Consider the following 23,115-nt stretch of genomic DNA (forward strand, 5'->3'; position numbering starts at 1 on the left):
GCTACTCAATACCACTTACACCGCCTGAAACCACCAATTTCATAGCATCCGTTGCTGTCATATCTAAACGTTGCACATTCGACGCTTTGACCACAACAACTTGTCCAGCAACAGAATAAGAATACGGAAAGTAAACTATAACTTCATCTGGTAGTCCGATTTTATGTAGGTCGCGCTGTGTTAAAAATCCGATTTTCTTCATTCCGGTTTCGTTAACCAACACTAATACCGGTTCGTTAAACTTCTTCGCGTCACCTACGAAGGCTTCTGTAAAATCCTTTATAGAAGAATATAAGGTATTAAATAATGGAATCTTATCAATGGTTCGTTTTAGCCACGCGCGTATAGGTTCCGTGACGAAGGTTGTGAAAATGATTCCGACCAAAATCAGGATAAGGAGTACCGTCAATATCCCGATGCCGGGGATATATAGTGGATGCCCCTGTTCATCTTCTAAAAAGTGGGTTGTTAGATTTAAGGCATTATCTAAGGATGCTACCACCCAAACGATTAAAAATACCGCTCCCGCCACCGGTAGCGCAACTAATGTGCCCTTTATTAAATAATACAATAGTTTTTGCGACACTCTTCTCATTACTTTTTATTTTTTCTAACCATAAAAATATACACGCTTTACCCTGGCAGCTATATTTACTAACAATTCATACGGAATTGTACCGATACGCTGTGCCGCTTCGGTCAAGTCAGGAAACACGACGACCTCGTCTAATTCTTGTGCCGCAATATCGGTGACGTCAAGCATGCACATATCCATACAAATCGAGCCAACGGTCCTGGCCCGTTGCCCATTGATAGACATCTCTCCTACGCCGCCACCGAAACGTCTGCTGTAACCATCAGCATAGCCTATTTTCACGGTGGCGATACGGCTCGGTCGGCTCAGCAGTCCTTTCCTATCATAACCAACCGTTGCACCCGCAGGAAGTTTTTTAATTTGCGTAATGGTGGTTTTCAGCTCACTTACCTGTTCTAGTGTCAATTTTCCATCCATATCCACGCCGTATAGACCTATCCCCAAACGTACCATATCCATATAAGCAGATGGCCAATTTACAATACCCGACGTATTTGCTATGTGACGAAAGACCCTATAACCCAACATCTCTTCTAGTTTATCTGCGCTTGAAGAGAACAACGAAATCTGTTGTATTGTAAAATCATCATGCTGCTTGTTGCCCGAAGCAACCAGATGCGAAAATACCGTCTTCACTTTAATCTCTGGAGCAGCGGATAATAGCGTCGTCAACTCGTCCATTTCATCGGGCAAGAAGCCTAGACGGTGCATTCCGGTATCGATTTTGATATGGACAGGAAAAGCTTTCTGTTTACGAATTCGTAGAAAATCTATCAAGGCCCTTAAAATACGAAAGCTATATATTTCCGGTTCTAGATTGGAGGTTAACAAACTTTCGAAAACCTGCTCATCTGGACTCAACACCATAATGGGTAAGTCGATCCCATGCTGCCTCAGTTCGACGCCTTCATCCGCAAAGGCCACGGTTAGGTAATCCACCTTATTAAACTGCAGGAGGTTTGCCACCTCATAACTACCGCTCCCGTAAGAAAAGGCCTTGACCATAACCATGAGCTTGACATTTAGGGGTAACATCGAACGGTACACCTGTAAATTATGTTCCAATGCACTGAGATTAATTTCCAAGACGGTTTCATGTGATTTAGCAACCAACAATTTGCTTACATCTTCCAAATGAAACCTTCTGCTTCCCTTAATAAGAATAGATTCGTTTTCAAACACCATGTTTCCCAGGTTTCGCATCAGTTCTTCCGTGGAATCAAAAAAAACTAGTATTGTCCCCAGTTTATCCTGTAAGCGACTTAAGGATTTACCCACCATAATTATCCGGTTAAGGTTTTGTTGCCTCAGGATCGAAAGAAGCTTTGCCTCGAGATGATCATTCAAACCATCCATATCAGATAGAATGAGTGTCTTTTTTTTATGTTGTTGCTGCTGATCCAAAAAGTCTAAAGCTATTTGTAAAGACGCCAGATCATTTGAATAGGTATCATCAATAATGGAGCAGTTATTTCGCCCTTTTTTTAGCTGTAAACGCATCTCTAGTGGACGTAGTCGACCCAACTTATGCAGAATTGTATCCAATGGATAGTCTAGAAACAAAAGTGTAGTCAAACAAATCAACACGTTTTCTATCGAAGCTTTATCTACAAAAGGCACGGTAAAAGTTACGATCTCTTGCCTATAGCTCACTTGGATAGACGAACAACCGTCTCGCCTCTCTTCTATGCGCAACACTTTCACCTCATCCATATCACCCTCTCCAAAGGTAAACATGCTCGTTTCGGCAGGCAGGTATTCCTCAAAACCATAGCGCGAAGGGAAGATGACATTTTTAGTATGCTTAAAGAGCTTTAATTTCTCTGTTATTTTCAATGTTTTGCTAGCAAAACCGTCGGCATGCGCTACTCCAATATTGGTCATGATACCTATATCCGGACAAATCATCGCTTGCAAATGATCCATCTCACCCGGCAAGCTAATCCCTGCCTCAATAATGGCACAGTCATAATCATCCGAAAGGTTCCATAGCGATAACGCGACGCCCAATTGTGAATTGTAGCTTTTAGGGCTTTGATAAACTTTCTTATCTTCCTGTAATAGTTGAGCAAGCCATTCTTTTACAATCGTTTTACCATTACTGCCCGTGATGCCGATAACTGGTTTTTTGAACTTTTTGCGATGATATCGTGCAAGTTCTTGTAAAGCTGACAGGACATCGTCTACCCAAAAAAAACTCGCATCGGGGTATAACGAGGTGTCGATATCATCATGCGAAACAACGAAAGCCCGAACACCTTTCTGATAGGCATCTGGAATAAAAGTATGTCCATCACGCACATTCTTCAACGCAAAAAAAAGACTGTATCCGGCATTTCTTATTTTGCGGCTGTCATAAGCCAAATCATAAATCGGTTGTTCCGCATTGTGGACCAATTGTCGTTTGGTATGTATATAAGGAAGAATAGATGCAAGTGTGTACATGATAAATTGTAAAGGACAAATTTCATCAATATTTTCAACAATACTATTATTTAGTATATAAAAACGAAATTATTTAGGTTTGCAGGATGGACGAATTTAAGAAACAGAAAAAAACATTAACGACTCTCCAAGCTAAAAGAAAAGCTGAAAACTACTGTGCTTATCAAGAACGCGCCCAGCAGGAAGTACGCAACAAACTATATGAATGGGGGCTTCATCAAGAAGAGGTGGAAAATATTATTGTCCAACTTATCGAAGACAATTTTCTTAATGAAGAACGATTTGCAAAAGCATACGCTTTAGGTAAATTTCGCATGAAAGGCTGGGGAAAAATCAAGATAAAACAGCATCTTAAGGCAAAAAATGTTTCCGAACCACTCATTCGTACTGCCTTATTGGAGATAAATCCTGATGAATACGACCAGAAAATAGAACAAACTATCGAAAAAAGGTTAAATAAACCAATGAAAGAGTTTTCTTTTACAGAGAAATCTAAATTGGCTATTTATTTGCAATCTAAAGGCTTTGAAAATGATATTATTTTTGAAAAAATAAATCAAAAAAAGTGATTTTTTGGTACCACTAAATAGTCACTAACAATATTTTATAAACATAAAAAAAATTAGGTTTAAACCCTTAGAAACCGTATTTTTGTATCTAGAAAATTAAATGTCGTGGATGAAAAAGGTTTGGACAATATATCTATTTCTTCTTCTAGGAAGTATGATTTGTTTGCAAGTTACTTCGACGTACATCACGGGAGATTTCCGTGTGAGTGTCGAGCAAATTTGCGATCCAAACAACGATGCAGAAGAAAGTGAGACAAGACTCAGTTTAGACGATGAAATTATAGTCGAAACAGCTTTTTCTCCGTGTCTTTTACAATCACCCAAAGATTGCTTTTATCTTTTGCCCGGCAGACCGCTGCCTTATGTTAGCATCAGCTTACATTTTCCGCCTCCTAATATTGGATAATTCCATCCATTTATAATAAAGCTACATCCGCGCAAGAACATATTTTTTGCACGCACATGCGGAGATGTGGGTTTCATTAAAATAAATTGCTTTCAAAAACAATAAAGCTTGCATGAAATGACTTGTTCGTATACTTTTCGAGCGGTATTTCAGCAAAATCATACACATTTTTAATAAAAAAACATTACAATGAAGAAAAATATCATCATTAAAGGAATTTGTATATTAGGCATGACCGTTGGCACCTTTTCGCTTAGTTTCGGTCAACAGTTTCAGAAAGACGAGGTAAAAACCAACATTGTACAAATTGAAAACTCCACCGAAAAGTTGAAAAACCTGAATCCTATCGTTTACAATTATGACAGAAATAAATTCAAGAGCCTAGACTTACCAGCGGGAAACCATTACGGTTTTTTAGTACGTGACGTCGAAAACGTATTCCCAGATATGTTGGAGACTTCCTCAAAAATGTATAAAAAGGGAAAGAACACGACTAAAATTGCCAAATATGAAGACGTGGATAACGAGCGGTTAATTCCTGTACTTGTTGCTGCAATTAAGGAACAGCAGGAACAGATTGAAGCTTTGATAAAAGAGGTTGAACAACTGAAAGCGAAATAGAGCGTAAGACCCTGTTTACTCACAAGCGTAAAAAAGCCTGACAGACTCCGCTGTCAGGCTTTTTGTCTTTACGTTTACTCGTTTCTATTTAAAAACCATAAACCAGGGCCAAAGAAAACTGTGAAGCATTCTTAGTCGGATCCAAATTCATGTTTTTGTAAAACATATTTGTCGACCCCTTGTCAAAACGCACTTCTGGAATGACGGTCAACGGACCAGCCTTGACATTCCCTGAAAGGGTCAGCCCAACAACAGACTCACCACCCGGTACAAATGCCCATCCATCGCTCTTCTCTTTATAATATTCACCACGTGCTCCTAAGGCAAAGGCATCTGAAAATCCATATTGGAGATATAATGCTCCGCCGGTATAACCACTATTCCCGTCACCGGACGCAGACATATCAGCAGCATTCAGACCTATGTTCACGGCGTCTGTCGCCTGGTACGAAGTTGTCAAATCAACGATTGTACCCGCGCTACCTGTCAGGAAATTTACATAAGCATCCCAACCTTCAACAGGAGATACTGATAATTGTGCTCCAAAATCAGAGACCCCGTCCAAATCTTGGTAAACATTCCAGTCATTAAACAAACCCACCATCAAGCCTACTTTATCCGAGAAAGCATACTCGGCTTTGATTCCCGCATTCTGGAACGGACCCGCAGAAAAGAGATACGAGGTCGAATAATTGAAGTTGCCCGTAGGTGAAATTACCTCGTAGCCGACGAAGGTCCCCATGAACCCCGCCGTCATCGAAAACTTATCGGTGAAAGCGTAGCTCATATATAGGTTCTGAATGTGGAACGAATTCCCATCGTCACCATTTAGCAATGATTGGTGTTGCCCGCGTGGGCCAAAGGACACATCCCCCACAAAAGATGCTTTACCGACCGATTTACCAAGGATAACATTCACCATCCCCAGTGAGATAGAGTTGTTCTCGTTGGCAAATGAGGTTGGAATATTCCCCATACCCTCTGAACTCTTATATCCGGAGAAATCATATTTGTAATAAGAGTCAACAGATCCAGAAATGGTTAGTGGAGCATCTTGTGCACTGGCCATAAATCCAGCAACCAATAGGTTGGCAACCAATAAAATTTTTTTCATTTTTGTAATTCATAAGGTGCTTGCCGTTTATTTGTTCGTTCAAAATATAATAAAGGCGAGCCGATAAAACCATTGGGTTTGGGATGACGTTGGGGTATAGCACTACCCCACGTTATTCTTTAACCCCTTTCATAATAAAATTGTTAATCTTCCAAGAGAATAGTATAGCCTCGGATGCCGTGTTCTTCACTATCCAATCCATGTTTTTCCGCCTCCTCACTAACACGTAACCCCATGGTTACTTTCAGGATGTAGAAAATAACAAAAGATCCGATAATGGCAGCAGCACCACAAGCTATTACGCCATATAGTTGCGACATAAAGGATGCTCCCTCACCGAAGATACCGGTGGCCAAAGTTCCCCACACTCCGCAGGTAAGATGCACGGATACTGCACCGACGCAGTCATCTAGCTTCATTTTATCCAATAGTACTACCGAGAATACCACTAAGATACCAGCTACCCCCCCTATGAAGAGCGCTTCAAGCGGTGTGATAATATCTGCACCTGCTGTTACACCGACCAAGCCAGCAAGAACGCCGTTCAGTACCATCCCAAAGTCGATACGCTTCATGACAATCATACTCGTGAAATGCCCCCCAATCGCTCCTCCACAGGCACCCAGAGTTGTCGTAACCAGTACAAGCGATGTTAGTCCGGGATCGGCTGATAGTACAGAACCACCGTTAAAGCCAAACCATCCTAGCCAGAGAAGAAACACACCTATTGTCGCTAGCGGCACCGAAGATCCAGATATCTCACTCGTTTTACCGTTATTGTACTTACCAATACGCGGACCGAGCAACCAAATTCCAACGAGGGCGCCCCAACCTCCTACCGAGTGAACGAGCGTAGAACCGGCGAAATCCACAAACCCAAGTTCGTCTAGAAAACCACCACCCCATTTCCAACTACCAATGATCGGATAAACTACACCGACATAGAATAAAGTAAAGGTCAAATAAGCCCCCAGCTTTATCCGCTCAGCTACCGCTCCAGAAACAATTGTAGCAGCTGTAGCGGCAAACATTGCCTGAAAGAGAAAATCCGTCCAGAAAGTATAGCCCCCATCGGCATACCCTTCGCTCACATCCGCTCCTGCGGAATTAAACCAAATGGTGTCCCAGCTTTCCATGCCGAAACCTAAAAAACCGTTAAAATCTCCAGGATACATTAATGCGAAACCTAAAAGTGCATAGGTAACAATTCCCAAAACCGGTGTCAAGGTATTCTTGAACAGGATGTTTACCGTGTTTTTCGACTGTGTAAAGCCAGCTTCTACACTGGCAAATCCCAAGTGCATAATAAATACCAGTGCGGTAGCCAACATCATCCAAATGTTGTTTGTCGTCAGCAAAACGTTCGCAATCGATTGCGTTCCTGCAGAGGGCTCTTGCATCATCACAGACAGCATAGGAAACACACCCCCCACACTGAAACAACTAGCAAAATCCACCAAATTTGTTGTAAACATCTCCATAATTTTTAAATTTTACAATGAAATGGGTTAAAAGTTAATATTAATATAATAAAACATACAAATATTGATATAACTAATCAAAAAAGCAACAAAAAAATCAAAATATTATAAAAATAATACCATTCTTAACAATAATAACACAAAAAACAACAAACAACACAATAAAAAACACATTAATTAACGATAAAACACCAATAAAAACCAAATAAGAAATCAATAAAATAAAAAACAAAGAAAAAAAACATATATATATCGATTAAAAACAACACTTAACGATGAAATTTATTTCTGTACATAAAAAAATAACACCACTACCCAACAATAATGTCATTTTGCCTCGTCAGACAGAATTAAATTAATCGAAACGGATTCATTCACGTTTTATTTTCGCAGGGTGTCTGGAGCTATATCAAGATTGGGAAGAAAAAAGCAAGTTTATATGTACAAATAAAACAAGGAGCGTTTATAGCAACGAGGTATACCCAGCTACAATCCCTAACCTGTTTGTTTCAACGATACGCCAATAAAGCAAAAACGAAAGACCACATGACATCGTCACGCGTGATTACCGCTAATCTCGCAACATTCTAGAACAAAAAAGTTGTCGGTAAATCAAACATCAAAGTAGTCCGATTTACCGACAACCGTTGCTGAACCATGCGCCATCAGAAATAGTTTATAGACAGCTGCTTTTTACCCATTAATAACCAACTTCCGTAACTTTTCCATCGCATCTTCATCAAAATAGGACATCTTATGTATATTTCCCTTCGCAAAAGCTTCTTCATAAGACACAAAATCCCAGCCATCGTTGATTTTAGTTTGAAGCAGATGCGGAATCACGTCACTTACGATCGGACAACGTTTATCAGCAAGTTTTCCAGTTACTAGTTCTTGGTACAATATCTGGAAGCAAAAATAATCCACCAATTTATCCTGTGTTTGCCAATAATACAACATCAAATCCAGCATTACAGCAATCATTTGACTGTTTTTTTGGGCAAACATAATACTACTGAGCATGTTGACCTTGAAATCCGGATGCCAGCCCCAATAATAAGCATAGGTGCTTTCCCAGTATTGTTTGTGCTGTTCATTGGAATCACGCTGATACAGAAAATATTCGTATCGTTCTAAATAAGCGGGTAAAGATCCGGTGAGTAAAACAGTAGCATCCAGCCAAACACCGCCGTAAGCATTCAATAACGCCACACGTAACAGATCAGAAAAAAAAGTTCTGTTAAAGCCCTCGATGTTATCAAACTTCTCCCACACAAAGGTGGGTATATCCAAATATTCTTTAATAGAAGAATCGTCCAAGCGAATAACTTTGTAATCAGCTTTATGTCGGTCTACAGACGCCGCACAAATGGATACGACCTCCGGAAGGTTCTCGTCTTGAAATCCCTGTCCCCAATATTGCCATATAATTTTATGTGTATTTAGTGTTTTCTTTGGCAAAACTTCATACTTCGGCAATTTTTCGGTATCGTAATCATCAATAATAATCTGCCAAAATGCAGCCACTTCTTTATGTTTAGCCAGGATTTTACGTTTGCGCAGATAACTCCACATAGCTTTTACCAAAGGTATTTGAGATACACCCATTACTTCTGCCCTTTCATCGCTTCTTTTTCTGCTACGATTTTTCGTAATCCCGAGCTGGAAAAACGATGATCTCTTGAATTATAATACAGCTCAATGCCTTTTTCTTCACAATACTTCTTACCCGTGAAGCTCTTGTGTCTGTATTCCTCCCCGACTACCCGTACATCCAGTTTAAAAGAGCGCAAAATATCCTCAAGATCTTGTTCGGTAGAATAGGGAACAATTTCATCTACATACATGCATCCACGCAACTGTATGTAGCGTTCCACGACGGTTTGCGTTGGTCTATTTTTTTCCGGTCTATCCAACGATGGATCCATTTGCAATCCACAAATCAAATAATCGCATTGTCTTTTTGCCTCCGCCAACATCATGATATGCCCGGCGTGCAACAAATCAAAGGTAGAAAATGTAATTCCAATCCGCTTTCCAGGATTATAATCGTTTCGCGTATTTATTTTATCTTCTGCTTCCATTTTATTGAATGTTTAATTTTTCTTAAACAAACCACGTAATCCCTTCTTTTCTTCTCCATAGCCATAACCGTAGCCATACCCACCATAGCCGTAGCTTCCGTATCCGCTTCCTCCCGGTTTGATCCCGTTTAATACAACGGCCAGATTGTTAACTTTTTTCTCGGTGTATATACGTTCGATATCCGGCAGCTGTCTGCGATCCATTTTACCTGCACGAATAATAAACAAGGTGAGGTCAGAAATTCTGTCCATAATAGCGGCATCGGCAACGACGCCCATCGGCACACCGTCAACGATGATATAATCATATTGGCTCCGCAGTTCGTGCATCAGCGTATCCAATCTTTGGCCCATTAGCAGGACCACCGGATTGGGTGCAATGGCACCGAAGGAGAAGAAATCCAAGTTTTCCATACCATCGATTGTCTGACGGATATCTTCCATTTGTATATCTGACTTGGACAAATAGTGGCTCAATCCCTTTCCTTCGTTCAGCCCTACTCTTGAGCTCAGCGTACCTTTTCGCAAATCTAAATCCAGCACGGCAACTTTTTTTCCCATATTGGCCAATGTCGCGGCTAAGTTCAAGGAAGAAAACGTTTTCCCTGCTCCAATAGCAAAGGAGGTCAACAGAATCACCTGCGCCTCTTTTCCATCTCTAGACATAAAACTGATATTCGTACGCAAAATACGGAAAGCTTCGGTCAGCGGGTCACGCCCCGTATCCGTTACTAAGATACTGTGATCCTTTGTCTTCCTGCGAGAAAGTGGTATTTCTCCTAAAAACGGCACTGACAAAGCGCCTTCAATATCCTGACGGCTTCTAACTTTGGTATCCAACATAAGCATCATCAATAAGATGGCTGCAGACAGTACGGTACCAATAGCTACACCCGTTACTAATTTCCGGTACTTATTAGGAGAAATAGGCGTATTCGAGCGCGTAGCAGCATCAACAATACGGATACTTTCATCGGTCATCGCCCGGTTGATCGCGTTCTCTTCCCTTTTGTTGAGCAAGTACAAGTAGAGTTCTTCTTTCACCTTTTGCTGCCGTTCTACGGACAGCATCATGCGTTGCTTTCTCGGTGCCTGTATCGCTTTTCCCCGTGCAGCCTGTTCCTTCTGTATCACGTTGTTCAACTTAATATCCAGACCCCGCATAGCATTGTCCATCGCCTCATAGATGTTATCGCGTATGGAAGCGAGATTTCTATCCAGATCCGCCACTACCGGATTGGCGGTACTGCTCCCTTCTACTAATCGGTTCCGGCGCAAGAGCATCGTGTTGTACTCATTAATCTGATTCTCCACATTCGCGTCCACCAAGCCCGTATTGTTTGGCATCAGCTCATATTGCCCGTCTTTATCCGTCAGGTAATCTCGCATCATATTCGCCAAGTTAATGTCTGTTTCGATTTTGGTGCGCTCCGACTGGTACTGGCGGCTATCCGATAAGTACATTTGCCCTTCAGACTTCGCGTCCATCCCTTGATTGGCTGTCTGTAGACGTTCCAAATCCGATTCTACAGAACCCAGTTCACTTTCGATGATCGCCAAACGGTCACGTATAAATTCTTCTGTGTTGACCGCTACCTGGTTTTTATCACGCAAGGCCACCTCATTATATACTGCGATCAATTCTGTAATCACTGCCGCCGCACGCTGCGGATTCGCATCTTCCATCGTCAGCTGCAACAACCCTGCATCTCCATCCAGTTGTTTGATGTCCAGATTCGACAGGAAATAGCCTGCCGCAGCCACAATAGACCGCTTAGTCACCCAAATTGTTTTTCCGTAAGCCTTCTCGTTATAAAACGGTGTAGGCTTTATGGTAATCTGACCAAACGGTGTTTTGGTCGCTTGATTTAGCGGTACTTTGACTTTTTCTTGGCTTTCCGTCCGTCTATCTTCTACCTGTACATGTGTTTTGTCCAAGGGTGTCACCAACAGCTCAAACCTGTCGGCAGACTTTCCTTCCATGCTCACCTGCACCGGACTGGTGGTGTACAGTTCATTGTAGCGTAAGCCCGCACGCACCCGGTAATCCGTTTCGGCTCCAACACGTTCCACGGTAGTTTGCATCAGTTCATTGGAACGAAGCTGCAGGATTTCACTTTTTACGTTCACCGTATTCGCGGCACTTGTTCGTGTCAACCGTGCAGTTACCGGTGTGTTTGCCGGCGTTTTGATCATGACCGTTTCCGCACTGCGGTAAATAAACGGTGATTTATTATATTGGTAATAATAAATTGCACCAAATACCAGAATAGACAGGACAAACCATTTCCACTTGGAAAGCAAATACTTCACTATATCTACCACATTGATCGAATATTCGTTTTTCTCGTTAGCGGTCCTACCGCTGTATTGATTACTGCGCATTTCTATTTTGTTATTATTTTAATAAAGCGAACAAGGTCAAACCAATACCTAACAAACTCATACCAAACGACATATATTGTCTCGTTTGTTGTTCGCGCGGTGTCATGACAGCCGTCTTAGGTTCTACATATACAATGTCATTTTGCCGCAGATAGTAGGTCGGCGAATCGAAAATAGCTTTGGATTCGATGTCGTTTACATATTTCTTCCGTACGCCGTTTTCTTCCCGGATCACCAAAATTGACTGTGGGTCAGCTACAACATTTAATCCGCCGGCACGCGTAATGGCTTCCAACAAAGTGATCTTGGCTTCTGATACATCCAATACCGACTGGCTTCCGACAGCTCCGATGACACTGACTTTTAAATTCAACAGCTCTACTTTCACGGTTGGGTTGGTAATGTACTCTTTGGAAATCAGCGTGCTACGGATTAATTCCCTGACCTCGTCCACCGTTAATCCCTCTACATGCAGCGTACCCAGTATCGGAAAATCAATATTGCCGTTGTAATCGATCATATAGCTGCCGTTGGTACGGTCTACCACAGTTGATACGCTACCATCATTCTCTACACGAAAACTGCCGGCTCCTCCGTTGAATGGTGCAGCGAGTTCCGGCGCACTGGCGCTCACCACAATCTGAATACGGTCGTCCTTTTGCAAACGCAGCGGCAACATTTCCATCGCCATATACGCTGTATCAGGCACCATATCCTTTACATACACTACTTTTTTGGGTACGATGCACCCATTTAACAATACTAGGGCTAATACCCAGGTCAATAAAGTAAATTTGCTCATATTCATCGTTTTTTGTTTTATGCTTGTTTATATATCTCCAAAGCCTTTTCTACCATTTTATCTCTTGTGAAATATGTTTCGTAGCGTTTTTTGCTTCCCTCTGACAGGCTTTGTTTTAATTGCGGATCAGCCGCTATCTTTTTAAACGCTGTTACCAGCGCCTCCGGATTTTCTTTTTCCACCACCAAACCAGAGGTACCGTTCTCATTCACCCAACTCACGCCGGAACCTGGTATATGCGTAGAAACAACTGGTTTTCCGAAGGACATCGCCTCGATCTGCACGATAGCGAATGCCTCTGTTTTCCATATCGAGCTTAGACAGAAGATGTCTGCGGCATCGTAATAGTTGGCTATTTCCTCATCCGGTATAAACCCCAGCAACGTCACCCGATCTTCCACACCTAATTCCTGTATCAAAGCTTCCAAAGATGTTTTTAACGGCCCTTTACCTCCAATAAGAAGATGAAAGCTATCATCCAAATCCGCTACTGCCCGAATTAAATATTCATATCCTTTATATTCGACCAGCCGTCCTAACGAAAAAATTAAATGTTTATGTCCATACCGTTCCCGAATACGGGCTACTTCCTCCTTATCACTCTTCAATGGTGAAACACCAATTGGGATATAGTCTATTTTGTGCTTTACTTTTTGTAGAAAAGGAGATTCTGCGACATATATGGGTGTTGTTCCTACAATAACATCTGCTCTCTTAATCAGCCAGCTTTGCAACGGTGCATAAAGTTTTAATAGGGTCTTTTGCTTCAGTATATCCGCATGCCAATGTAAAACCACCTTACCTTTATAGCCAGAAAGAAACAAGGCCAAACAAGCCATCGGGTCGGGATGATGGATGTGTATGATATCGTAGTATTTTGCGATTCGACGCAATTTCGAAATCATTTTCGGCGCTAACATTGTAGCCGCCAACTTCAATCGTGTAGGCAGCACGATAACGTCCCCATAAGCATTTAGCGAAATGGTTTCTGCGGGATGATCTTCGGTCGACGCGCACAGCATATCGCAATACACTTTTCGCTCGGATAGACCAAGCGTCAAATCGTACATGACTTTCTCCACGCCGCCGCGTATGGGATAAAATTTGCCTAACTGTAGTATGTTCACCGTGTCAATTGTTAATTCGTGATTTGTAAGTCCTTAACTGTCTTCAGCGTTCCATTCACCATTATCCATTTATCATTCATCATTATTTATCAGATAGTTAAACAACACTGACCAATCTTCTGCTATCGGTTCTGTCATAACAACAGGCGGTACAGGCTTAAACAAGCTGTCATCACTTTGTATCAGCTTTTTCATCGCTTCCGCTAATGCTCTTGGCGAATCCGGGTCAAAAAAAGCAGCATGGTTGCTACCTCCCGCTGTTTCATGTGCATATGGCAGATCAGCCAATAACATATATTTACCATAAAGAGCAAATTCGGAAATAGGCAAACCCCAAGACTCGACCTTAGACGGATAAATAAGTCCGTCACAGGTATCGTAATAGTCGAGTAGCTTCTCTTTCGGCAAAAAACCTATAAATCGGAGCGCTGCCAGCCTATTCCAGTTTTTATACAACCATCGGGCATATTTATTCTCATCCCCACGTACGGTGAGATAGACCTGAAAATCAGTGATACCATACTGATTCTCCAAGATATCCACGGCTCGACAGATGACTTCAAAATTTTTATGAATATTCGCCGAAGCCGCATAAATAAATGACTTTACCTTTCCTTGGCTTGTATTTGTGGCGCGTTGAATCGCTTTTATTTCTGTAGGCGGTGCAACGATAATCTTATTCCGGTTTACTGCAAACATGTTATGCATCGCTTTTCTAAACCATTCCTGTTGCACCACCACATAATCATTTCGATGGATATTGGGGCGATAGATATATTTTGTCAAGATGGCGAGCAGCGTCAACTTTGGTGCAAAAAATAAATCGTGCAACTTCCAGCGATAACCAAAAAGTGCATTATGGCAGTAAACAGCTTTGCGCTCCGCTTTTACTGTTGGCGTCGTATCATGTAAAGAAAACCATAAATACACTTCTCCAATGTTCTTCGAAACCTTCCGCAACGAAACATATTCATACCATAACCGATTTATCCATCTTTTTTTCGGCCATTGAGTTTCGATATACTCGATATGCGGATAATCTGCCAGTTTCCGTTTATAAACAATGGCGATTACCCTATACGCTCCTTGCTGTTGCGCGACCCATTGCGAAAGGCAACCTAAACAGTCCCGTAGAATAGCTAATGGACCAGCTTCCACGATATTCACGGCAGATACGACGATTGTCTTCATGACATTAACCGGTTAAAAAGATTCAACCATTGCTGCATGACCTTATCTTCCGTGAAGTTCGCAGATATCACCTTCGCTTTCGCACCCATTTTCCGGCGCAGATCTTCATCTTCCATCAACTGTATCAATCGTGCAACCATCATGTCTCTATCGCCCTCCGTTATCAAGAAACCGCTTTCGCCATCTTGTATAATATCTCCGGGACCACATTTACACGCGTAAGCTACCATCGGTAAACCACAAGCCTGCGCCTCCAACAGGGTCATGGGCAATCCTTCATAACGCGAGGTCATCACCAATAAACCGCTTTGACAATACGCTTTTTCAATATCCCGAACAGGCGGGCGTAGACGTACCGTATTTTCCAATCCTAACCCACGAATCTGCAAGCACAGCTGCTCTTCTAAGGGACCTTTTCCAAAAATATCCAGTTTCCAGTCGGGATATTGTTGATGTACCTCTCCCCATATCGTGATCAATTCGTCAAAACCTTTCTGATAATCATATCGTCCCACGGCAATAGCTCGTTTATGGGCAACATCAGCCTGTGCCACAGGAATAAAACTATTCGCATTGGGAATAACGGCTATATTCGGAAGTTTACCCCAATAGCTACGGTCTTCCTCGGTTAATACGACAAAACGATCATAGCGACTCGCTATCCATTTATCCTGCCAATTGCGGAAAGTATCCACTATACGCCATAACCCTTTTCGGCCATATTGCAAGCGTTTGTAGCGCGAAAAATGGATCTCCAGAACTTTTTTACTGCCATCTTTTATTTTATAGAGAAAAGAGGTATCGTGATCAAACATCGAGATGACGACATCCGCTTTCAACTGGTTCAAGTGCTGCGCCAATCGTTGTTTGTGCAGTCTTTGCTTTCGCCTGTAAGCGAACAATTTCGTTACTAATCCTGCTGTATTATCGTCCGTATAGTTGATATGCAGATCATATACCCGAATGGCGGCATCCAATGGAAAGTACGATGGCCGCCCTTGCTGATCGGTGGTGATGATAGACACGTTATGCCCCTGCGCAACAAGGTAATTTGCCTTGTTCGCCAGTACACGTTCCATGCCACCGGAATTATACATACCGAGAATACAATACGTGATGTTCAAAATATTAGTGCTTATTCGTTAATTCCATAAACAAATCGTTCCACTTCTTCATAATGGCTTCCTCCGAAAACTTTTGGGAGTGGAGCTTCGCTTTTCTACCCATCTCTTTGCGCAGCTGTTCATCCTTTGCCAATCGAATGATAGCATCTGCTAAAGCTTTCTCATCTCCGGTTTTGACCAAAAAACCATTCTTTCCATCTTCAATAATATCCCGCGGACCACATTTACAATCGTAAGAAACCAAGGGTACACCATAAGCCTGTGCTTCCAGCAACACCATTCCCAAACCTTCGTATCTGGAACTCAGCACATATATCGATGATTGGAGATAATCTTCAAAAATATTCCGTTTCGAGGGATTCAAGACCACCACGTTTGTTAGTACCAATTCGTCGATCAAGCCTTGAAGACCTGCATTCACGACCCCTCCGCCAAAAATGTTCAGCTTCCAGTCGGGACATGCCTCGTGCACATACTTCCAGGCGCGTACCAGGCTTTCGAAATTCTTCTGATAACCGTATCGTCCGGCGGCAATGGCTACTTTATTATCCAGTGCTGCGGTTTCCTCCGGTGCAATGGTATTCGCATTGGGGATTACCATGATATTAAAGAGCTTTCCCCAATCGGGCTTATCTTCCTCCGTCAATACGATAAATTTGTCAAATCGACGTACCATCTGTGCATCCAGCCAAGTATGAAACTTGCCAAACAGCCCTTTATCTTTGCGGGAATCAATCCATGTGAAATGCGAGGAATGTGCTTCCAATATTTTTTTGCTTCCGTCTTTTATAAACGGTAACACAAAGAGTTCCCTTCCGAAGGTGGAAATCACGATATCCGGTTTCCATTCGTTAAGGAATTTCCGCAGTCTTTTATAGTGCCATACGATGCGCTTAGGCACTTCACGCAATTTGCCCAACAGGGATTTATCATCAAACCCCACGTAATGAATCCGCAGGTCAACAAAATTGATCTTGTCCGACATTTCATAAAAATGCCCCTTACCCAATTGGTCGGTCGTCACAATAGTTACCTCATGCCCCGCCTCCGCCAAATAATTTGCTTTATTGGCAATGACGCGGGTCAATCCGCCGGAATACCAGGTATTAAGAATACAATAAACGATCTTCATGTACTAAAGGTTCAATAGTTGTTCTTTCTTCCATAAACTCATCCAGGCAATAGAACAGTGCATAAATAAAAAATATATCGGTGGCGACTTTAATCCAAAACACAAAGGTCATGGCGATAAACAGCAGAAACATCGCAGCATATTTTGGCGACTGGCGCATAAAAAAATAGCCGTTATAAATAAAAAATAGCGCAAAGACAGCAAACCCGATAACGCCGCTGTAGAGGATAAAACGGCAATAGCCGATATCAGTACCGTAAACATAGTTGCCAAAGAGACCCGATCCAATAATCCAGGTCTTCGTATCCTCCGGCCAGATCCACATTTCACTGTTCAATTTATCCGTTGAAGCGGTTTTCCACTTGCCATGCTCCACCAGATTAAAAAAGCCTTCAAAGGCAAAGCGCATGTGCCCGTAAAACTCTGCGTTCGTATAGTACAAAAAGGTTGATATCCCTACGGCTACCAACAGGGTTATACCAAACCAAACGCCTAACTTCATGGCACTGAAACGTATTTCGAGACGAAAGAGACCGGAAAACAGCATAAAGTACAGCATCGCCGAGCCAACGCCGATAATCGTTGTACGGGAGATGGCATTTCCGACAACGGCTATCGTAAAAAATACCAACAGCAAAAGGACAATGGTCAACGTGCTTCGGCGCACCTGTTGTTCATGACATATCAAGGCAACAATCGTCACCAGCACTACCGAAAACCGTACGCCGGCGGAGTCCAGCGCCGCGCCAATACCATACAACCTGTCTTTTTCTTCATAAAATGATTGTCCTTGATTAACGTAGCTGTTGACCAGTATCTTGAAGCTTTCGATATTGTCAATCAATAAGGCCAAAATACATTGTGTGAAACAAACCGTCGCCAGGTATAAGACCAGAAAGCGAAACGTCGCTTGCCCGTGAACCGCTTTTATCGCCATACAAACGAGATAAGCACCCGCCAGCCAAGCAAAGAAGCTACCGGTATAGGTCACATAAGAGTAGTCTGCTGTATTATTGACATCAACGGCGATATAGCATACCAATGAAAAAAGTACGGTCAACCCGAAAGCACCCAATAGTCCTTTCGGCATCGAAATACCTCGTGATTGTATGCTGTTATACCCGAAAAGCATTCCGCCCAATACGCCCAATATCATCTTCGTATTAAGCGTATTCGGTAAAAACATAAATCCGATCGGAAACAGGTAAAAGCTGACCAGTACCCCAACTGTAAAATATAATATGATACGTATCATTCTTCTTTTTATCTGTAAATCACGCCGTAAACCAGACGTATAATGCCATAATAATGTAACTTGACCATCCAAAACTGCTTTTTCCACGCCGCCCATTGTATCAGACGGATGCGCAGAGACTGCGCATTATTGTCCCACGCATATCGATTGGATCCCGGAAACCAGCTGCACCATTTTTGATACCGGGCACTCCTACCAGAAATCAACAGCGGCAGCTTGATGTTCAGCTTTAGCAAATCCAACTTTGTTCTTATGACTTCTGCATATTTTCCGGTAGAAAAGAAACGTTCTATTTCTTCCATATTCTCCGTAACTTCCGCTATATGTTTATCGGAATACACTTTTGTCAGCGAATCCGCGTTCGATTGCCCATAGTGATACAAAGCCTGTGGAAGATGACTTACTTTCGTTGCTAGTGCAAAAAGCTTAAACGTCACCATCATATCTTCGCCCATATTCCTTTGCGGTATAAACCGGATATTGTTTTTTTCATACAGCGATCGTTTCACCAGAAAAAGCCACAAGTTCCAACGCATTTTGCCTTCCAACATCCCGGTAATGGCATCCTTTGGTGTCAAAAAACGGGGTTGCTGCATCAGGCGCTCTTTCTTCGCGAAAGACAAATACCAATCAAAGCCAACAATATCTGCCCCGCTTTGCTCGGCTTCTTCTACCGCCAATTGAATCGTATTATCTTCTATCCAATCATCCGCATCCACGTAGTAGATATAATCTCCCGTTGCATGTTCCAATCCGGTGTTCCGAGCGGCTGCCACGCCTTGATTGGTTTCGTGGCTAATAATCTTAACCGTTATGGTTTCCCTATCTTTTGATGACAGCGCGAAGTCCTCAAGCATTTCCAAACTATGATCTGTACTACAATCATTGACAAACAGCAATTCCAGATGCGTATACGACTGCTTTTCCAGCGATGTTAAACAGCTATGGAGTGTATCTGCCGCGTTATAAACAGGAATAATAATCGATACTACCGGTACATTCATCTTATTTCCCCCTCCTTATATACAAAGCACGACATCCGTCCGCCCGTCAGTAATCCTAACAACTTAGGACTGATCGCTTTGATTAAATAATACAACCCGATACACACGAGGATACACAGACAGGGCACAACAAAATATCCGATCAACTTGCCCCAACCCGATTCCGAAAACGGCAATCTCGCCCATCCTCCTTTGAGCCAGTTGATAATATAGACCTCATGCGCCACATAGATAAAAAAGGAAGTCGGTGCAAGCTTTGCTAAAGTAGTCCGCAAGCGCTCGTTGTTATTGAGTACATCAAACAGGTTGATGACAGCGACCACACCCACCAGAATAAAAATCCGGACGATATACTCGTGATATATAGTTCCGTTCATCATCGTCGAAACAAGCAATAACATCAATGCCAGTACCATACTTATTTTTTTGAAAGGGGCAGTAATCAGGAGCAGGTTTTGTTTATACAGCGCGAAATATGCGCCTGCACCGAAAAACATCACCGCAGTAGAGCTGAAACCGGGAGCGCCTGTGTTATGCACCAACAGATAAAATGGAACAAATAGGATTAATCCATAATGTTTCAGGTACGCAAACCAATAATAAAATAAAGGCGCTATTAAGGTCATACAGATTAGATCCCGCATATACCACAGTGGAAAATTGATAGGCATCCCCCACAAAAGCTCGTACCAGGAATAGTCTCGGATGGTAGCATACTCCACCTCGCTATTCGCCACGTTTAATCCTAACTTATTAAACAAATAATACTTCGCTACTATTGCACCGACTAAAATCAGGTTCCACAGCACATAAGGCAATAGCAATGTCCGGATTTTCTTTTTGAGCTGCCCTGTGTATGCCTTGCTGTTCCATTCCACCAATTTCTTGAACAAATAATAGCCGGAAATCAAAAAATAACACCTAACCGAAAGTCTTGCCAAATTGTGGGAAATCATTTCCGAAACGAAGGTGTATATATCATTACTATCCCAAGACAACGTTATCCGAGGTGTATCAAAAGACACCATGTGTGCAATAACCACTAAATAAATCAGTGGAAAACGCATCGATTCAATGACACTTGATAGTCTTTTCTCCGCTTGCAGATACTCCATTAGTTCAGCTCTTTCATTATTTGATGTACGACTTCTATATGCTTGCTGTTGAATTTTCGTGCAAACAGCGCTTTCGACTGGATAAGTGCTTCATAGTTCTTCTCCGTCCAATCCGACAACTGTCCGTTAGCCCAACCGATCTTCCGCATACAGCCTGTTCCTTCGTCCTCCAGATCATATAGGCTTGATTTAAATGTAGAATGCCAGCAAAGCGTTTGTTTATAAATCTCATCACTGCAAAAGGTATGATGATATATTTTCATCACTTCCTCTTTTTTTATGCATAGATATTCCACAAAATCATGCGTTACACTGACCCATTGCGTTCCTTTCTTAAATGCAGTACTTCTATGCCGTTTGTAACCAACGATGTTTTGTACCCGTATGAACAGAAAACGCAAAGCTTTCTTACATAAACTGACCAACCCTCCGTTGAACTTAAAATCTTTTGAAAAAAGGTGATACTTTTGCACTTTTCGTTCTACCTCACCCGCGTAATCGTATTGCGAAAAACCGATAAACTCTTTCCCTTGGTTCGCGTTAAAAAAAAGGTGTATCTCCTCCTGCCCTTTTAACGGCATATCCACACCCGATAGCAAATGATAATAACCATATCGCGCCCGTTTTGCGGCCGCTTCAAACAGCACGTATTCTGCTTCCACAACGGATACATCTCCCCATCGCACATCCACTCGCTCTTTGGTGAGATATAACCCCGCATGCTTTGCCATAAGTTTCGGAATATCTGTTACTTTTTTATCGAAATGGACGTAAATATCATTGCGCTCGTCGTCCAATGCCTTAATAAGGTACTGCAACAACGTAAATTCGTTATGGGCGATAATTAGGTAGGCGTGCTTCATCCGTTTCTTTTACTATGTTCTACCATCTTGTTAACTATCTCCCCATCCATAGCACTAAACTTTCGTGCGAACAAACAGCCTGATGCCACTAATTCTCCGTAATCTGCCATGGTGTAAACCTTTGCGTGGGCGTTGCCTATCACATGCTTCAATAAACGATCGCTATAGGCTATGGTAAAACCTAAACCGGATGCTGACAGCTCCGTTGGAACAAAAAACTCGTCGCCACATAGCGTATATTTATATCTTTTTAGTACCTGTTTACGAATAGAAAGCAAATAGCGAACGGCTTCATCGGTCATGCTCACCCAATTTGAACCATACTGATAATCTGATCGGTTATACCGGCGGATATGGAAAAACCGTTGAATACTTTGTGCGAGGCGCCAACCAATCTGTGCGAAACGGCTAGTCGATTTGTTTACGCTTGCGAAATAGGGCATGAACAAATTATACCTGTTCATCTTCAAATCCATCTGGAAATTATTTATCGTCATCGCCGGAATAAGTTGTTTCCCGTTCTGGGACTGAAAAAAAGCATGGATATAATCTTGCCCATACAACGGCAGGTGTACTCCTGAGATGATGTGGAAATAAGCATACCGTGGGTTGCAGCGATAGGCTTCCATAAGAAGCTCATACTCCGCCTCTATCTGCGAAACATGCCCCCATCTTACATCGACGCGGTCGGTAACGATATAGAGGTTTGCCTGTGCGGTACGAAGCCTTGGAAGCGTTTTAACTTTCGCATCAAAATGAATAAAGATATCATTACGTGGATCGTCCAGTGCGTGCAATAGCTGTTGGAGCACTTCAAACTCGTTATGCGCGATAATCAGATAAGCGTGTTTCATGCTACTCCATATTTAAAGCGTCTAACCAATTGTTGAAGACCGTCTAAACAATACCTCCCTATCCCGGTGTTACTCATTTTGTATAAACGATACATCCGTTTATTTGGCTTCCATGTGCCTTTAATGGCTTCCGGAAGCTGCTCGTAATATTGCCACCAGATCTGAAAAGCTACCGTAAACGCGTTCCAAGGCTTGGCCCCGGTATAATGCATCGTGCCATGCTGTTGAACCGCCTGCCAGTCCGCATCGGAATAGTATCTCAGAAAGTCTGCCTTATACTGCGGCAGAAAGAATGTACGGATACCGTTATAATATGGCGGTAGTCCCAAAATACGCCCTTTGCACAGCTGGTTCAGCACATCCTGATCGGGAAACTGCAAACCTTCCGTCCTCGCCGCTTCCAAAAATTTCGGCACCATATTGTCCGCCCGCAGCTTGGCTAAATTCATCAGCAGAAAGCCGGAATTAATATATTCTCCGGGACGGCAACCTATCGATTCCAAATAGGGAATCTGAAAATACAGGCTGGCTTCAAATACAGCCGCCAGATAATGGGCTTCTAACGCGGTTTCCCGATAAAGCTTAGCCAAATCATTCCGCACCACCACATCGCAGTCGATGTACAGCACTTTATCATACTGTGGCAAAATTTCCGGCAACAACAGGCGGTAAGAAGCCGCGATGGTGTACCGTTCATCTACGTAAATATCCCCCAGCTGTCCCTCCAAATTGAGGTACATCACCTGTAAGCGCTGCGCATCCAATTGGGCAAGCGCCTCCTTCATATTGTCAGGCAGCTCTTCGGTAAGCAAGCAGATCACATGAAAAGAAGCCGTAGTATCACTGTGCTCCAGTATGGAATACAGACAAGTCGCCGCCGGAACAAAATAGTTCGGAGTAAAGGCTACTACCAGCGGTATCGCTTCTTTTCTGTATTTTCGCATCGCT

At 42.5% G+C, this 23,115-nt stretch carries 20 protein-coding genes; 2 read left to right on the plus strand and 18 right to left on the minus strand.

Annotation, left to right across the window (positions count from 1 at the left end):
* Nucleotide 1 precedes the first annotated feature (1 nt).
* Nucleotides 2-595: a DUF502 domain-containing protein gene (locus tag G5B43_RS02100; RefSeq protein WP_165293049.1), complete on the minus strand. Its 594-nt coding sequence runs from the start codon at nt 593-595 to the stop codon at nt 2-4.
* 15 nt (nt 596-610) lie between these two features.
* Nucleotides 611-3,040 (minus strand): bifunctional UDP-N-acetylmuramoyl-tripeptide:D-alanyl-D-alanine ligase/alanine racemase, encoded by a 2,430-nt coding sequence (locus tag G5B43_RS02105; protein ID WP_165293050.1) that lies wholly within the window; start codon nt 3,038-3,040, stop codon nt 611-613.
* An 86-nt stretch (nt 3,041-3,126) separates the two neighbouring features.
* Here G5B43_RS02105 and G5B43_RS02110 point away from each other — a divergent pair, with 86 nt between their 5' ends.
* Both G5B43_RS02110 and G5B43_RS02115 read left to right on the plus strand, forming a co-directional pair.
* On the plus strand, nt 3,127-3,609 hold the full coding sequence (locus tag G5B43_RS02110; protein WP_165293051.1) for a regulatory protein RecX: 483 nt from the start codon (nt 3,127-3,129) through the stop codon (nt 3,607-3,609).
* 595 nt (nt 3,610-4,204) lie between these two features.
* The gene (locus tag G5B43_RS02115) at nt 4,205-4,636 is read left to right on the plus strand and encodes a tail fiber domain-containing protein (protein ID WP_165293052.1); all 432 of its coding nucleotides are present in this window, start codon (nt 4,205-4,207) and stop codon (nt 4,634-4,636) included.
* An 88-nt stretch (nt 4,637-4,724) separates the two neighbouring features.
* Here G5B43_RS02115 and G5B43_RS02120 read toward each other — a convergent pair whose 3' ends face one another.
* From G5B43_RS02120 to G5B43_RS02195, 16 genes are all read right to left on the minus strand, one after another.
* Nucleotides 4,725-5,750: an outer membrane beta-barrel protein gene (locus G5B43_RS02120; protein WP_165293053.1), complete on the minus strand. Its 1,026-nt coding sequence runs from the start codon at nt 5,748-5,750 to the stop codon at nt 4,725-4,727.
* 143 nt (nt 5,751-5,893) lie between these two features.
* Complete coding sequence (locus tag G5B43_RS02125) at nt 5,894-7,225, minus strand: ammonium transporter (protein ID WP_240904692.1); 1,332 nt, start codon at nt 7,223-7,225, stop codon at nt 5,894-5,896.
* A gap of 699 nt (nt 7,226-7,924) precedes the next feature.
* Nucleotides 7,925-8,839 carry a capsular polysaccharide synthesis protein gene (locus tag G5B43_RS02130; protein ID WP_165293054.1) on the minus strand — a complete coding sequence of 305 codons (915 nt, stop codon included), beginning with the start codon at nt 8,837-8,839 and terminating at the stop codon, nt 7,925-7,927.
* Entirely contained in the window at nt 8,839-9,315 is a 477-nt protein-coding gene (locus G5B43_RS02135) for an adenylyltransferase/cytidyltransferase family protein (protein WP_165293055.1), read from the minus strand. The genes G5B43_RS02130 and G5B43_RS02135 overlap by 1 nt, the downstream gene beginning before the upstream one ends.
* Nucleotides 9,316-9,327: 12 nt before the next feature.
* The gene (locus tag G5B43_RS02140) at nt 9,328-11,700 is read right to left on the minus strand and encodes a GumC family protein (protein WP_165293056.1); all 2,373 of its coding nucleotides are present in this window, start codon (nt 11,698-11,700) and stop codon (nt 9,328-9,330) included.
* Between the two features lie 13 nt (nt 11,701-11,713).
* The gene (locus tag G5B43_RS02145; protein ID WP_165293057.1) at nt 11,714-12,502 is read right to left on the minus strand and encodes a polysaccharide biosynthesis/export family protein; all 789 of its coding nucleotides are present in this window, start codon (nt 12,500-12,502) and stop codon (nt 11,714-11,716) included.
* A gap of 17 nt (nt 12,503-12,519) precedes the next feature.
* Nucleotides 12,520-13,629, minus strand: coding sequence for a glycosyltransferase (locus tag G5B43_RS19590; protein ID WP_165293058.1), 1,110 nt, complete (start codon nt 13,627-13,629; stop codon nt 12,520-12,522).
* 72 nt (nt 13,630-13,701) lie between these two features.
* Nucleotides 13,702-14,820 carry a glycosyltransferase gene (locus tag G5B43_RS02155; RefSeq protein ID WP_165293059.1) on the minus strand — a complete coding sequence of 373 codons (1,119 nt, stop codon included), beginning with the start codon at nt 14,818-14,820 and terminating at the stop codon, nt 13,702-13,704.
* Nucleotides 14,817-15,944, minus strand: a complete 1,128-nt coding sequence (locus G5B43_RS02160; RefSeq protein ID WP_165293060.1) for a glycosyltransferase family 4 protein — start codon at nt 15,942-15,944, stop codon at nt 14,817-14,819. Before G5B43_RS02160 ends, G5B43_RS02155 begins: the two co-directional genes overlap by 4 nt.
* A gap of 4 nt (nt 15,945-15,948) precedes the next feature.
* Nucleotides 15,949-17,076 (minus strand): glycosyltransferase family 4 protein, encoded by a 1,128-nt coding sequence (locus G5B43_RS02165; RefSeq protein ID WP_165293061.1) that lies wholly within the window; start codon nt 17,074-17,076, stop codon nt 15,949-15,951.
* Entirely contained in the window at nt 17,051-18,331 is a 1,281-nt protein-coding gene (locus G5B43_RS02170; protein ID WP_165293062.1) for a hypothetical protein, read from the minus strand. Before G5B43_RS02170 ends, G5B43_RS02165 begins: the two co-directional genes overlap by 26 nt.
* A gap of 8 nt (nt 18,332-18,339) precedes the next feature.
* Entirely contained in the window at nt 18,340-19,335 is a 996-nt protein-coding gene (locus G5B43_RS02175; RefSeq protein ID WP_165293063.1) for a glycosyltransferase family 2 protein, read from the minus strand.
* Nucleotides 19,332-20,450 (minus strand): acyltransferase family protein, encoded by a 1,119-nt coding sequence (locus G5B43_RS02180; RefSeq protein ID WP_165293064.1) that lies wholly within the window; start codon nt 20,448-20,450, stop codon nt 19,332-19,334. The genes G5B43_RS02175 and G5B43_RS02180 overlap by 4 nt, the downstream gene beginning before the upstream one ends.
* Nucleotides 20,450-21,313 carry a beta-1,6-N-acetylglucosaminyltransferase gene (locus tag G5B43_RS02185; protein WP_165293065.1) on the minus strand — a complete coding sequence of 288 codons (864 nt, stop codon included), beginning with the start codon at nt 21,311-21,313 and terminating at the stop codon, nt 20,450-20,452. Before G5B43_RS02185 ends, G5B43_RS02180 begins: the two co-directional genes overlap by 1 nt.
* The gene (locus tag G5B43_RS02190; RefSeq protein ID WP_165293066.1) at nt 21,310-22,167 is read right to left on the minus strand and encodes a beta-1,6-N-acetylglucosaminyltransferase; all 858 of its coding nucleotides are present in this window, start codon (nt 22,165-22,167) and stop codon (nt 21,310-21,312) included. Before G5B43_RS02190 ends, G5B43_RS02185 begins: the two co-directional genes overlap by 4 nt.
* Complete coding sequence (locus G5B43_RS02195) at nt 22,164-23,111, minus strand: glycosyltransferase family 8 protein (protein WP_165293067.1); 948 nt, start codon at nt 23,109-23,111, stop codon at nt 22,164-22,166. The genes G5B43_RS02190 and G5B43_RS02195 overlap by 4 nt, the downstream gene beginning before the upstream one ends.
* Nucleotides 23,112-23,115 lie beyond the last annotated feature (4 nt).

Origin of the sequence: Sphingobacterium sp. SGR-19, assembly GCF_011043555.1 — a bacterium.
Classification (GTDB): domain Bacteria; phylum Bacteroidota; class Bacteroidia; order Sphingobacteriales; family Sphingobacteriaceae; genus Sphingobacterium.